Origin of the sequence: Paracoccus marinaquae (genome assembly GCF_018860165.1) — a bacterium.
In the GTDB taxonomy this organism is placed as follows: domain Bacteria; phylum Pseudomonadota; class Alphaproteobacteria; order Rhodobacterales; family Rhodobacteraceae; genus Paracoccus; species Paracoccus marinaquae.
In genome coordinates, this window is record NZ_JAHKNG010000018.1 from 41,857 (window position 1) to 54,720 (window position 12,864).

General features: G+C 64.9%; 13 protein-coding genes. All 13 read left to right on the top strand.

Annotated elements, in window-relative coordinates:
- Nucleotides 1–522 precede the first annotated feature (522 nt).
- Nucleotides 523–1,332: an ABC transporter substrate-binding protein gene (locus KNW02_RS11570; RefSeq protein ID WP_216033429.1), complete on the top strand. Its 810-nt coding sequence runs from the start codon at nucleotides 523–525 to the stop codon at nucleotides 1,330–1,332.
- Between the two features lie 65 nt (nucleotides 1,333–1,397).
- Nucleotides 1,398–2,063, top strand: a complete 666-nt coding sequence (locus tag KNW02_RS11575; RefSeq protein ID WP_216033430.1) for an amino acid ABC transporter permease — start codon at nucleotides 1,398–1,400, stop codon at nucleotides 2,061–2,063.
- A 12-nt stretch (nucleotides 2,064–2,075) separates the two neighbouring features.
- A complete protein-coding gene (locus tag KNW02_RS11580; RefSeq protein WP_216033431.1) occupies nucleotides 2,076–2,729 on the top strand; it encodes an amino acid ABC transporter permease in 654 nt (217 codons plus the stop codon).
- Entirely contained in the window at nucleotides 2,722–3,444 is a 723-nt protein-coding gene (locus tag KNW02_RS11585) for an amino acid ABC transporter ATP-binding protein (protein ID WP_216033432.1), read from the top strand. The genes KNW02_RS11580 and KNW02_RS11585 overlap by 8 nt, the downstream gene beginning before the upstream one ends.
- An 11-nt stretch (nucleotides 3,445–3,455) precedes the next feature.
- Nucleotides 3,456–4,682, top strand: coding sequence for an NAD(P)/FAD-dependent oxidoreductase (locus tag KNW02_RS11590; RefSeq protein ID WP_216033433.1), 1,227 nt, complete (start codon nucleotides 3,456–3,458; stop codon nucleotides 4,680–4,682).
- Between the two features lies 1 nt (nucleotide 4,683).
- Entirely contained in the window at nucleotides 4,684–5,685 is a 1,002-nt protein-coding gene (locus tag KNW02_RS11595; protein ID WP_216033434.1) for a 4-hydroxyproline epimerase, read from the top strand.
- Nucleotides 5,682–7,373 carry a cis-3-hydroxy-L-proline dehydratase gene (lhpI, locus tag KNW02_RS11600; RefSeq protein WP_216033435.1) on the top strand — a complete coding sequence of 564 codons (1,692 nt, stop codon included), beginning with the start codon at nucleotides 5,682–5,684 and terminating at the stop codon, nucleotides 7,371–7,373. Before KNW02_RS11595 ends, lhpI begins: the two co-directional genes overlap by 4 nt.
- A gap of 15 nt (nucleotides 7,374–7,388) precedes the next feature.
- Nucleotides 7,389–8,417: a trans-3-hydroxy-L-proline dehydratase gene (locus KNW02_RS11605; RefSeq protein ID WP_216033436.1), complete on the top strand. Its 1,029-nt coding sequence runs from the start codon at nucleotides 7,389–7,391 to the stop codon at nucleotides 8,415–8,417.
- Nucleotides 8,418–8,491: 74 nt separating this feature from the next.
- Nucleotides 8,492–9,196, top strand: a complete 705-nt coding sequence (locus tag KNW02_RS11610) for a GntR family transcriptional regulator (protein WP_216033437.1) — start codon at nucleotides 8,492–8,494, stop codon at nucleotides 9,194–9,196.
- Nucleotides 9,197–9,321: 125 nt separating this feature from the next.
- Nucleotides 9,322–10,284, top strand: a complete 963-nt coding sequence (locus KNW02_RS11615) for a dihydrodipicolinate synthase family protein (protein WP_216033438.1) — start codon at nucleotides 9,322–9,324, stop codon at nucleotides 10,282–10,284.
- A gap of 170 nt (nucleotides 10,285–10,454) precedes the next feature.
- Entirely contained in the window at nucleotides 10,455–10,799 is a 345-nt protein-coding gene (locus KNW02_RS11620) for a PepSY domain-containing protein (RefSeq protein WP_216033439.1), read from the top strand.
- A 33-nt stretch (nucleotides 10,800–10,832) separates the two neighbouring features.
- Nucleotides 10,833–11,495: a response regulator transcription factor gene (locus KNW02_RS11625; RefSeq protein ID WP_216033440.1), complete on the top strand. Its 663-nt coding sequence runs from the start codon at nucleotides 10,833–10,835 to the stop codon at nucleotides 11,493–11,495.
- Nucleotides 11,492–12,826 carry a sensor histidine kinase gene (locus KNW02_RS11630; RefSeq protein ID WP_216033441.1) on the top strand — a complete coding sequence of 445 codons (1,335 nt, stop codon included), beginning with the start codon at nucleotides 11,492–11,494 and terminating at the stop codon, nucleotides 12,824–12,826. Before KNW02_RS11625 ends, KNW02_RS11630 begins: the two co-directional genes overlap by 4 nt.
- Nucleotides 12,827–12,864: the final 38 nt, after the last annotated feature.

A 12,864-nucleotide genomic window follows, 5' to 3' on the forward strand; every position in this document is an offset into this window, starting at 1 on the left:
ATGCCCGCCAACCGTCGGACAGGTTCAATATTGAAGCGGTGCGGGAAGTGAGTCTACAATCTCTGGTGGCGGATACTCCAAAATAAATCTTATTGAAAACAGCATATTAAAAGAATACCTTGGTATACCGGCGGATTTTGGCTTATCCGATATGCGGGTCAGCAGCCCGAACAGGGACATGACGACATAGGCCGGCGCTGGCGATCGGGGGCCAGACTTCGGTGACAGACAGGTGCTCAACCTGCGGGATCAGTTGAACGCGGCCGCCATGCTGTCAGGGACGAGGTTGTGACCATTTCCTCGGGAGGACGGGTTGGGGGTACCACAGCCGACCGGACACCCGCTGATATGGCGGCAAATCCGGGACCGGACGCACAGGTACGGCGGTCCAGGCGCTGTGTATCGGTATATTTGGTAAATACATAAAATATTTTATTATTGCCTTTTAGGCTGGCAGGGAGGAAAAGAAACTAGGGTCAGGTCGGTACAAGCCGAACCGCCAAACAGGGAGGAATACCAAAAATGAAAGTCTCGTTGCCGAGCATCGCGGCCATCGCGACAATTGCCATCAGCGGCTCCGCCACCGCCGATCTTCTGGACGACGTCATCAGTTCGGGCACGCTGCGCTGTGCCGTCGTGCTGGATTTTCCGCCGATGGGCTCGCGCGATGCAGATAACAATCCGCAGGGCTTCGACGTCGATTATTGCAACGATCTGGCGAAAGCCCTCGGCGTCGAAGCCGAAGTCGTCGAGACAACCTTCCCCGAGCGTATTCCCGCGCTCGTGTCCGGTCAGGTGGACGTGGCCGTGGCCTCGACCTCCGATACGCTGGAACGGGCAAAGACCGTCGGCTTCACCATTCCCTACTATGCCTTCGAAAACGCGGTTGTCGCCAATGAGGGCGTCGAGATGGCCGATTGGGAGGGCATGAAGGGCAAGACGGTGGGCGCCACCGCCGGCACCTATGAGGCGATCTGGCTGGAGGGCAAGGTCAAGGAATGGGGCGAGGGCGAGTTCCGTCCCTATCAGAACCAGGCCGATGTGTTCCTGGCCCTTAGCCAGGGCCAGCTTGATGCGACGGTCTCGACCGTGGAGGTGGCCGAGGCGAACGTGGAATCGGGCAAGTTCCCCGGCATCAAGATCGTCGACAAGGCGCCGATGGTGCCCGACTATGTCGCGCTCATCACGCTGCGCGAGGAGCAGGGCCTGATCAACTACATGAACCTGTTCATCAACCAGCAGGTCCGCACCGGCCGCTATGCCGAGCTTTACAAGAAATGGGTGGGTGACGGTGAACCCGCCGACCTGACCATCCCCGGCGTCTATCGCTGAGGCTTCCGCCTGACGGGCGGCGCGGAAGCGTCCGCGCCGCCGTTCCCTGACAAAGGAAGGCGGACATGTTCAACTACAGATTCCAGTGGAAGCAGGCCTGGAACCGTCTGCCCGAGATGCTGGACGGTGCGCTGATCACCATGCAGGTCGCGATCCTGTCGATGATCCTCGGCATCGTGCTAGCCATCCTGCTGACGCTGTTCCGGCGTTCCGGCAATCGCGTCCTGTCCGGTGTCGCGACAACCTGGGTCGAGATCGCCCGTAACACGCCGGCACTGTTCCAGATCTACATGGCGCATTTCGGGCTGGCCGGAATCGGCATCCATCTCAGCCCCTATTCCTCGCTGCTGCTGGGGATCACCTTCAACAATGCGGGCTATCTGGCGGAAAACTTCCGCGGTGCGCTGAAGGCGATTCCGGACACGCAGCCGCGTGCGGGCCGCTCGCTTGGCATGTCGGACCTGCAGGCCTTCCGCTTCATCGTGCTGCCGCAGATGATCCGCATCTCGTTCCCGACGATCACCAATCAGATGGTCTGGGCGGTGCTGATGACCTCGCTTGGCGTCACCGTCGGCATGAACATGGATCTCTATGGCGTGACCCAGGATCTGAACGCGCTGACCTTCCGCACCTTCGAGCTGTTCGCGATCGCCGCGGTCATCTTCTACGTCATCGTCAAGATCATCCAGGCCGGCGCCTGGCTGATCTCGCGGCGTCTGTTCCGGTATTGAAGGGGGGTGGCCATGTTCGATACCGCACTGACCGCAAACGACTTCATCTTCCTCGCCAAGGGCGCGGGGATGACCATCTTCGTGACCGCGATCTCGGTGTTCTTCGGGACGATCCTCGGCATCGTCTTCGGGGTGATCCGCTATCAGCTCGGGCCCTTCTGGTCCGCGCCGCTGATGTTCGTGCTGGACATCTTCCGCTCGATCCCGCTGCTGATCCAGCTTGTGCTGACCTATGCGTTCCTTGGCACGGTGCTGCGGCTCGGCATGTCGGGGCTGACCGTCGCCTGCATCGTGCTGACGCTTTACACCTCGGCCTATTGCGCCGAGATCGTGCGCGGCGGGATCGAGGCCGTGCCCCTGACCCTTCGCCGCGCCGCTCGCTCGCTCGGGATGACCTGGGCGCAGGACATGCGCAGCATCGTGCTGCCGCTGGCCACGCGGGTCGCATTGCCCAGCTGGATCGGGCTGGCACTGGGCGTCATGAAGGATTCGGCCCTCGTCTATGTCGTGCAGGTGACCGAGCTTCTGAAATCCACGCAAATCCTGATCACGCGCCTGCAGGAACCGCTGCTGCTGCTGATGATCTGCGGCGCGTTCTACTTTGTCATCAGCTTTCCCGTCGCGCGTTTCGGCGGCTATCTGGAAAAACGGTGGTCCAATGATTGAGATCGAGAACGTCCGCAAATCCTTTGGCTCGCTGGAGGTCCTGAAAGGCATCGACCTGACCGTGCCCAGGGGCGAAGTGCTGACGGTGATCGGCGGCTCGGGTTCGGGCAAGTCGACGCTGCTGACCTGCATCAACGGGCTTGAGCCGATCAACGCGGGCAGGATCCTCGTCGATGGGACCGAGGTTCACGCCAAGACCACCAACCTCAACAGGCTGCGCCAGAAGATCGGCATCGTGTTCCAGCAATGGAACGCATTTCCGCATCTGACGGTGAAGGAAAACGTCATGCTGGCGCCGCGCAAGGTGCTGAGGCAATCGAAGGCCGAGGCCGAAGAAATGGCGGTCAGGCAACTGACTCATGTCGGGCTGGGCGACAAGCTGGACGTCTATCCCGGCCGTCTTTCGGGGGGTCAGCAACAGCGCATGGCGATCGCCCGCGCGCTGGCGATGACGCCCGATTACATGCTGTTCGACGAGGTGACCTCGGCGCTTGATCCGCAGCTTGTCGGCGAGGTGCTGGATACGCTGCGCCTGCTTGCCTCGGAGGGCATGACCATGATCTGCGTGACCCACGAGATGAAATTCGCCCGCGAGGTCTCGGACCGGGTGGCGTTCTTCCACAAGGGCGTCATGGCCGAGATCGCACCACCGGCCGACCTGTTCGACAATCCGAAGGACCCGGAATTGCAGCGCTTCCTGGCCGCCACGCATTAGGACCCGGGGCCATGTCGCAACCCGATGTGATCGTCATTGGCGCCGGGGTCATCGGGCTTTCCGCGGCGCTGGTGCTGCAGGCACGGGGGCTGAAGGTCACCGTCCTCGACCGCGAGGGGCCGGCGGCCGGGGCATCGGCCGGAAATGCCGGCGCCTTCGCCTTCAGTGATATCCTGCCTCTGGCGTCGCCCGGCATTCTGAAGAAGGCGCCAGGATGGCTTCTGGACCCGCTTGGCCCGCTGGCCGTGCCGCCGTCCTATGCCCTGCGCATCGCGCCGTGGATGTACCGCTTCTGGCGCGCCTGCGCGCCTGCCCGCGTCGCGCATTCGACGACGGTACAGACCGCGCTGATGGATCTGTCGCGCGATGAGCTGGCGCCGTTTCTGGCCGCCACGGGAACCCAGGGCATGCTGCGCCGGAACGGCAGCCTGCAACTCTACGAATCCGAGGCCGAGTTCCAGGGCGCCTTGCCCGGCTGGCAGATCCGCGACGATCACGGGATCGAGTTCCGGCATCTGAATGCTGCCGGCATCGCCGAATTGCAGCCCGGCCTGTCCCCGCGGTTCGTCCGGGGCACGTTTACCCCGGGCTGGTGCTCGATCTCGGATCCGAAGGATTACGTTCTGGCCCTGGCCGCGCGGTTCCGTGCCGCAGGCGGCCAGATCGGGCAGGCCGCGATATCAACGCTGCGGCCCTTGGGCAACGGCATCGAGGTTGACGGCCAGCGTGCGGGCCATGCCGTCATCGCCGCCGGGGCGTTCTCGCGTCCGCTGGCCCGCGCCCTCGGCGACGACATCCCGCTTGAGACCGAACGCGGCTATAACACCACCCTGCCACCCGACGCGCTGGACCTGCGCCTGCAGCTTGTCTTCGGCGGGCATGGTTTTGTCGTCTCGAAGCTGGACAGCGGCATCCGTATCGGCGGCGCGGTGGAACTGGGCGGGCTCGATCTGCCGCCGAACTACAAACGCGCCGAGGCCATGCTGCGCAAGGCGAAATCCTTCCTGCCCGGCCTGAAGACCGAAGGGGGGCGGCAATGGATGGGGTTTCGCCCCTCGCTGCCCGATACCCTGCCGGTCATCGGCAGGTCCTCGGCCTCGCCGCATGTGATCTATGCCTTCGGCCATGGTCATCTGGGACTGACACAATCGGCGGGCACGGCGCGTCTTGTCGCCGACCTCGTCACCAGCAGGCCGCCCGCGATCGACATCGGCCCATTCTCGGCCACGAGGTTCTGACATGACCACCCATACCTTTTCCTGCATCGACGGCCATACCTGCGGCAATCCGGTCCGCCTCGTCGCCAGCGGCGCCCCCCGGCTGGAGGGCGCGAACATGCTGGAAAGACGCGCCCATTTCCTGCGCGACTTCGACTGGATCCGCACCGGCCTGATGTTCGAGCCGCGCGGCCATGACATGATGTCGGGCAGCATCCTTTACCCGCCGACACGCCCCGATTGCGACGTCGCCGTACTGTTCATCGAAACCTCGGGCTGCCTCGCCATGTGCGGGCACGGCACCATCGGCACGATCACCATGGGGATCGAGAATGGGCTTATCCATCCCCGCGAACCCGGCCGCCTGTCGATCGAGACCCCGGCGGGCAAGGTCGATATCGCCTATCTGCAGCAGGGCCGCTTTGTCGAAGAGGTGCGCCTGACCAACGTCCCCAGCTTTCTTCATGCCGAGGGCCTGACCGCCGAGGTCGAGGGCCTGGGCGAGATCGTCGTGGATGTCGCCTATGGCGGCAATTTCTACGCCATCGTCGAGCCGCAGAAGAATTTCCGCGACATGGCCGATTTCACCGCGGGCCAGTTGATCGGCTTCTCGCCCAGACTGCGCGCCGCGCTGAACGCGAAATACGAGTTTGTCCATCCCGAGCATCCGCAGATCAAGGGGCTGTCGCATATCCTCTGGACCGGGGCACCGGTGACAGCCGGGGCGCATGCCCGCAACGCCGTCTTCTACGGGGACAAGGCCATCGACCGTTCGCCCTGTGGGACCGGAACCTCGGCCCGGATGGCACAGCTCTGCGCCAAGGGCAGGCTCAAGGCGGGCGACGAGTTCTGGCACGAAAGCATCATCGGTTCGATCTTCAAGGGCCGGGTCGAGGCTGAAACACAGGTCGCGGGGCGCAAGGCGATCATCCCCTCCATCGCCGGATGGGCGCGGATGACCGGCTACAACACCATCTTCATCGACGAACGCGATCCCTTCGCGCATGGCTTCGTGGTGACATGACGGCGACCCGCATCCTGCCCGGAACGGCCGAGGGGCCGGTCGCGGCCATGGATCAGGGCCTCAGCTTCTGGGGCGGGGTCGATCCGGAAACCGCGCGGGTGATCGACATTCATCATCCGGCCCATGGCACGGATCTCGCGGGATCGGTGCTGCTGATGCCGACCACGCGGGGATCCTGTTCCGGCTCGGGCGTCATTCTGGACATGCTGATCCGCGGCAATGCTCCGGCGGCGGTCATATTTTCGGAACCTGAAGACACGCTGACGCTGGGAGGTCTGATCGGGGCCGAGATGTTCGGCACCTGCCTGCCCGTCCTGCGGGTGGCGGCCGCCGATCTCGCCCGCCTGTCGGATGAAGCCCGCCTGACCATCACCGACGATGCCATCATTGGCGAGAGGGTGAATATCCCCGCCGCGCCCCTGCCCGACGGCGCCCTGACCCTGACCGGGGATGACTGCGCCATACTTGCGGGGCGCGACGGCGAGGCCGCAGCCCTTGCCATGCGGATCGTCTGTGCCATGGCACGCAATCAGGGTGCGGCCGGCCTGATCGACATCTCTCGCGGTCATGTCGACGGCTGCATTCTGGCCCATTCCGCAAACCTGATCTTTGCCGAGCGCATGGCCCAGCTTGGCGCCAGGGTGCGGGTGCCGACGACCATCAATGCGATATCGGTGGATCGCCGGAACTGGCGGGCACAGGGCGTGCCGCCCCTGTTCGGCGATCAGGCGTCGCGGCTGGCCGATGCCTATACGCGGATGGGCTGCCAGCCCAGTTTTACCTGCGCACCCTATCTGCTCGAAGGCCCTCCGGTCCGGGGCGAAGATATCGCCTGGTCGGAATCCAATGCCGTGATCTATGCCAATTCCGTCCTTGGCGCCCGCACGCAGAAGCATCCCGACTATCTTGACCTCTGCATCGCCGTGACCGGACGGGCGCCGCTGGCCGGGGTCTATCTGGACGAAGGGCGAGGCGCGGCACGGGTGCTGGATTTCGACCTGCCGGATGCTTGCGACGATGCGATCTGGCCGCTGGTCGGCTATCTTTCCGGGCTGGCGTCGCCGGACAGGATCCCGCTGCTGCGCGGGCTTGCGGCGCAGGCGCCAACCGCCGACGACCTGAAGGCCCTTTGCGCGGCCTTCGGCACGACCTCGGCGGCGCCCATGCTGCATGTCGAGGGCGTGACCCCCGAAGCGGCCGGCGCGGCCCTCAACGATGCCGATCTTCGGCATATCGGGCCTGCCGATTTCGCGCGGGCGTGGCACGATCTGAACCGGGGGCCGGGGCAGGTGGATCTGATCGCCATCGGCAGCCCCCATGCGTCGGCCATGGAATGTCGATCGCTGGCCCGCCTGCTGGCGGGGCGGTCGGTGCGGATCGCGACGATCGTCACCACGGGTCGCGGCACGATCGCGGAGCTGACGGACGATGGAACGATGGCATTTCTGACAACTGCCGGGGTGCAGATCGTCCCCGACCTCTGCTGGTGCTCGATCACCGAGCCGGTCTTTCCGCCTGCCACCCGCACGGTAATGACAAACTCGGGCAAATACGCCCATTACGGTCCCGGCCTGTCGGGACGCGCGCTGCGCTTTGGCAGCCTCTCCGATTGCGTGGAGGCTGCCGTGACAGGCCATGCTCCGGCCGGGCGCCCGGTCTGGCTGGCGCGGCATATCGCCGATATCTGAACGAGGGGGCACATCATGCGCAGCAGACAGACCGTCCATATCATCTCTGCCCATGCCGAGGGCGAGGTCGGCGATGTCATCGTCGGCGGCGTCTTGCCTCCGCCGGGAGAGACGATCTGGGAACAGTCCCGCTGGATCGCCCGCGATGACCGCCTGCGCAACTTCGTGCTGAACGAGCCGCGCGGCGGTGTCTTTCGTCATGTCAACCTGCTGGTCCCGCCCAAACACCCCGAGGCCGACGCCGCGTTCATCATCATGGAGCCCGAGGATACGCCGCCCATGTCCGGCTCGAACTCCATCTGCGTGTCGACCGTGCTTTTGGATGGCGGGCTGATCCCGATGGTCGAGCCCGAGACGCATATGGTGCTGGAGGCACCGGGCGGGCTGGTGCGGGTCCGGGCCGAATGCCGCGACGGAAAGGCGCAGCGGATATTCGTCCAGAACCTGCCCAGCTTTGCCGGTCTGTTGGATCAGGCGCTGGAGGTCGAGGGGATCGGCACCCTGACCGTCGATACGGCCTTCGGCGGCGACAGTTTCGTCGTGGTCGACCCCGCCGCCATGGGCTTTGCGATGACCCCGGATGAGGCCCATGACATCGCCCGCCTCGGCGTCCGGATCAGCAATGCCGCGAACGAACAACTGCAGTTCCGTCACCCGACGCTGCCGGACTGGACGCATTTCAGCTTCTGCCTGTTCGGCGGCCCGCTGCGGCGCGACGAGACCGGGCTGCGGGTCAAGGCGGCGGTGGCGATCCGGCCGGGCAAGGTCGACCGCTCGCCCACCGGCACGGCGCTGTCGGCCCGGATGGCGCTGCTGCATGCGCGGGGCCAGATGACAAAGGCCGATCACCTGACGGCGGTTTCGCTGATCGGCTCGACCTTTGGCGGCCGGATCCTCGGCACCACGACCGTCGGGGACAGGCCCGCGATCCTGCCGGAAATCTCGGGGCGGGGCTGGATCACCGGCATCCATCAGCACATGCTGGACCCGGACGATCCATGGCCCGAGGGCTATCGGATGAGTGACACCTGGGGCGCACGCTAGCCGGCAGATGCCGTGACAGCGTTGATCCTTTGCCGCCTGGCCAATATTCAGGCCGCGGATTGTGAGGGCACGATATGACCAAGACCAGCGACACGGCCGCCCCCGAGCGCAAACGCGGTGAAGGCGTCAGATTCGTCTATGAGATCCTGCGCGACGATATCCTGAACCTCGCGCTTCCGCCCGGAAGCCCGGTTGACGAGATCCAGCTGGCCGAACGGCTGTCGATGTCCCGCACCCCGATCCGCGAGGCGCTGGTGCGGCTTGCCGGCGAGGGGCTGGTGACGACCCTGCCCAACCGCTCGACCGTGGTGGCGAATATCGACTTTCTGAACCTGCATCATTTTTTCGATGCCATGACGCTGATGTATCGCGTCACCACCCGGCTTGCGGCCGAATATCGTACCGACGGCGATCTTGCCGTGATCCGCAACCATCAGGCGGCCTTCGCGCGCGCGGTCGAGGCGCAGGACGCGCTGGCAATGATCGCCACCAATCGCGATCTGCACGCCGCCATCGCCGAGGCCGGGCGGAATCCCTATTATGTCAGCCTGTTCGGCCGGCTGCTGGATGAAGGCCGGCGGCTGCTGCGGATCTATTACCTGTCCTTCGACGACCGCCTGCCCCGCCGCTATGTCGATGAGCATGAGGATATCATTGCCGCGATCGAAGCCCGCGACATCGCGGCGGCCGACCGGCTTGCAAGCCAGCACGCGGATCAGATCGTCGCCCAGCTTCAGCGCCTGATCGCCGAGGACCGCCGCCGTCCGGTCACACTCTGAGAGGCGATGACCCTGCCTGATGAAATCAGCCCGGCGACGCGCAAAATTATGTCGACAAACAAAATGCACAGTGTATTTTGCATCTGACCGCCGCGCTTCATCCGCCCCATGACAGGAGAGGTTCCATGACCGCCAAGATCTTTTCCGGAACGATTCCGGCCCTGATGACGCCCTGCAAGGCCGACCGCACCCCTGATTTTGACGCGCTTGTGCGCGAGGGACAGATGCTGATCGAGGCCGGCATGTCGGCCGTGGTCTATTGCGGGTCGATGGGGGACTGGCCGCTGCTGACCGATGCCGAACGCATGGAAGGGGTCGCGCGGCTGGTAGGTGCCGGCATTCCGGTCATCGTCGGAACCGGCGCCGTGAACACCAGACTGGCCGTCGCGCATGCGACGCACGCCCGGGAGGTCGGCGCGCAGGGGCTGATGGTGATCCCGCGCGTCCTGTCGCGCGGGCCATCGCTCGAGGCACAGCGCAACCATTTCAAGGCCATCCTCGCCGCCGCGCCGGATCTGCCGGCGGTGATCTACAACAGCCCCTATTACGGCTTCGCCACGCGCGCCGACCTGTTCTTCGCCCTGCGCGCCGAACATCCCAATCTGGTCGGCTTCAAGGAATTCGGCGGCAAGGAAGACATGAGCTATGCCGCCGAAAACATCACCAGCCGCGATGACGAGGTCTCGCTGATGATCGGTGTGGATACCGGCGTCTATCATGGCTTCGTCAACTGCGGGGCGACCGGCGCCATTACCGGCATCGGCTGCGTGCTGCCGAAGGAAGTCCTGCATCTGGTCGCGCTGTGCCGGGCGGCGGCGGCCGGCGATGTCGAGGCCCGCGCCCGCGCAAGGGAACTGGAAGAGGCACTGACCGTCCTGTCGACTTTCGATGAAGGGCCGAACCTGGTCCTGTATTTCAAGCATCTGATGGTCCTGAAGGGGTATCCGGAATTCACCCTGCACTTCAATCCGACAGACGCCCTGAACGAAAGCCAGCGCGGTTTCGTCGAGGCGCAGCTGAAGCTTTTCGATACCTGGTATGCGGAATGGTCGAAACGACCTGGCGCGGTACAGAAATACGCAGCCTAGCCGGCTGCCGATCCCGCCCGCGATGCAGGGCGGGATCGCTTGGCCGCGATCGACGGCGCGTCGCATCGGGCCGTTTCGCGAGACGCGCTGCCGCGGGGTCGGTGTTTCATCCTGACCCGCCGATGCAGATTGTCAGCGAAATGTCAGCCAAGGCGGGATAGTCAGGAAGGATGTTCACCCGCGCCCTTCTACTGAACTGCCTGCTGTTTCATGCGATTGCGGCCCCGGCGCAGTCGCAGGTCGCCGCAATGCCGCCGCTGGAACCCGAGGATGGGCTGGACGCAGGCTCTGCGCGGGCGGCGGTGCTGGAGGGCAGAATCCTTCCGCTGGACCAGATCCTCGATATCCTGCGTGCCGGTTTTGAAGGCGAGATCATTGAGATCCAGCTTGAATACGAGGATGATGAACTTGCCTACGAATTCGATCTTGTCAGCCCCGAGGGCCGCGTCTTCGAGGTCGAGATCGACGCCCGGACCGGGGCGATCATCGAGGTCGAGGATGAAGAGGATGACTGACCCTGCCCGAAGACCGACGAAAAGCCTGCCGCGATGCGCTGCCTGATCGTCGAGGATGACGAGCGGATCGCGGCGGATCTGACCGATGCCCTGTCCCGCGCAGGCTTCCATGTCCAGCATCTTTCGGACGGCGAGGAAGCATGGTTCACCGGCGGAACCGAGGATTTCGATCTGGTGGTGCTGGATCTGGGGCTGCCTTCGCTGGACGGGCTTGCGCTTCTGAAGCGATGGCGGGCCGAGGGGCAGAACATGCCGGTCCTGATCCTGACGGCGCGGGGCAGCTGGAACGAGCGGGTCGAGGGGATCGATGCCGGGGCCGACGACTATCTGCCGAAGCCGTTTCGCATGGAAGAGGTCGTTGCGCGCGCGCGGGCTTTGGTCCGGCGGGCGTCGGGGCGGATGAACCCGATCCAGGAGCTGGGGCGGCTGTCCATCGATACCAACCGCCAGACCGCGACCGTGGACGGCCGCATGCTGAGCGTCACCCAGCTTGAATTCCGGCTGCTCAGCTATCTGCTGCATGCCGCGGATCGCGTCGTGCCGCCGACCGAATTGCTGGAGCATGTCTATGGCGACAGCGATTCCCGTGACGTGAACGCGATCGAGGCCGTCATCGCCCGGCTTCGCCGCAAGACCGGCCCCGGGGTCATCGGGACCCGCCGCGGCTTCGGCTATTTCCTGGAAAGCGGGGAATGACCCTGCAAAGCGGATCGATCCGACGGCGGCTGACGCTTGGTGCGGCGCTGGCGATCACGCTGGCAATCACCGTGTCCTGGCTTGGCCTGACCATCCTGTTCGACCGCCAGGTGACGCGCCTTGCGGCGCAAGAGCTTGAGGCCCGCAGCAACGTCATCCTGGCCGGGTTCGAGCCGGACCGCCCCCTGACCGAACCGCCCAAGACCCTTGGCGGCGACCCGCGCTATCTCAGCCCCTATTCCGGCCAGTACTGGCAGATCGAGATTGCCTCGCGCCGTTACCACTCGCAGTCGCTCTGGGACACGGAGCTTGCGGTCAGGGAGCAGCCCCCGCCGCGAGGCAGGTTCGCCCTCTATGAGGCGGAAGGCCCCGACGAACAGAGGCTGCTGGTGCTGGACCGGCTTCTGCAGGTCGGCCCTCAGGCAGTGCCGCTGCGCATCTCGGTCGCGACCAGCCGCGCGAATCTGGACGAAGCCCGAAGCTATTTCGAGCGTGGCGTGATCCCCTTTCTCGTGGCCCTGGGCGCCATGCTGATAACGGGTTCCGCCATGCAGGTCGGGCTTGGCCTGCGGCCCCTTGCGCAGGTGCATCACCGGATCGCGGAGCTGACTGCCGGCACGCGCCGCCGGTTGGGACAGGACATGCCCGACGAGGTCCGTCCGCTGGCCACCGAGATTGACAACCTGCTTGACGACAGGGATGCCCGGATCGAGCGCGCGCGCAGGCGGGCGGCGGATCTTGCCCACACGCTGAAAACGCCGCTGCAGGCGCTGCTGGGCGAGACCCGCAGGCTGCGCGACGGCGGCAATGGCGGTGCGGCGGACGAGATCGATCAGATCGCCGATTCGATCTGCAGCAGTGTCGAACATGAACTCGGTCGCAGCCGCATCCGGGGCGAGGGCCGTGCCAATCTGGGGCAGGTCGCCGGAAATGTCGCAAAGGTCCTGCGGCGCACCTCGCGCGGGGATGACATCGAGTTGCGGGTCGATATCGCCGATGATCTTTTCGCGCGGATCGATGCCCATGACCTGACCGAAGCACTTGGTGCGCTGGCCGAGAATGCCATGCGGCACGCCCGCAATCGCGTCGTCATCCGGGCCGCAAGGCGTGGCGACCGGATAGACCTCGGGGTGCAGGACGATGGCCCGGGCGTCGCCGAGGCGCAGCTTTCGCGGATCATGAAACGCGGCGAAACCAGCGCGGACACGGCCGAAGCCCATGGGGTGGGCCTTGCCCTCGCCCATGAGATCGCCCTGGCGGCCGATGGCACATTGCGGCTTGAAAATCTCGCTGGCGGATTTCTTGTCACGTTAAGTCTGAAGGCCGGGTGACGGGCAGGGCCCGCGTGCGGCCCGAACGGACCGTATCC

Excerpts from the sequence above, each read along its gene's own strand:
- KNW02_RS11570 (WP_216033429.1), top strand. The coding sequence starts at position 523 with ATGAAAGTCTCGTTGCCGAGCATCGCGGCCATCGCGACAATTGCCATC.
- KNW02_RS11575 (WP_216033430.1), top strand. The coding sequence starts at position 1,398 with ATGTTCAACTACAGATTCCAGTGGAAGCAGGCCTGGAACCGTCTGCCC.
- KNW02_RS11580 (WP_216033431.1), top strand. The coding sequence starts at position 2,076 with ATGTTCGATACCGCACTGACCGCAAACGACTTCATCTTCCTCGCCAAG.
- KNW02_RS11585 (WP_216033432.1), top strand. The coding sequence starts at position 2,722 with ATGATTGAGATCGAGAACGTCCGCAAATCCTTTGGCTCGCTGGAGGTC.
- KNW02_RS11590 (WP_216033433.1), top strand. The coding sequence starts at position 3,456 with ATGTCGCAACCCGATGTGATCGTCATTGGCGCCGGGGTCATCGGGCTT.
- KNW02_RS11595 (WP_216033434.1), top strand. The coding sequence starts at position 4,684 with ATGACCACCCATACCTTTTCCTGCATCGACGGCCATACCTGCGGCAAT.
- lhpI (WP_216033435.1), top strand. The coding sequence starts at position 5,682 with ATGACGGCGACCCGCATCCTGCCCGGAACGGCCGAGGGGCCGGTCGCG.
- KNW02_RS11605 (WP_216033436.1), top strand. The coding sequence starts at position 7,389 with ATGCGCAGCAGACAGACCGTCCATATCATCTCTGCCCATGCCGAGGGC.
- KNW02_RS11610 (WP_216033437.1), top strand. The coding sequence starts at position 8,492 with ATGACCAAGACCAGCGACACGGCCGCCCCCGAGCGCAAACGCGGTGAA.
- KNW02_RS11615 (WP_216033438.1), top strand. The coding sequence starts at position 9,322 with ATGACCGCCAAGATCTTTTCCGGAACGATTCCGGCCCTGATGACGCCC.
- KNW02_RS11620 (WP_216033439.1), top strand. The coding sequence starts at position 10,455 with ATGTTCACCCGCGCCCTTCTACTGAACTGCCTGCTGTTTCATGCGATT.
- KNW02_RS11625 (WP_216033440.1), top strand. The coding sequence starts at position 10,833 with ATGCGCTGCCTGATCGTCGAGGATGACGAGCGGATCGCGGCGGATCTG.
- KNW02_RS11630 (WP_216033441.1), top strand. The coding sequence starts at position 11,492 with ATGACCCTGCAAAGCGGATCGATCCGACGGCGGCTGACGCTTGGTGCG.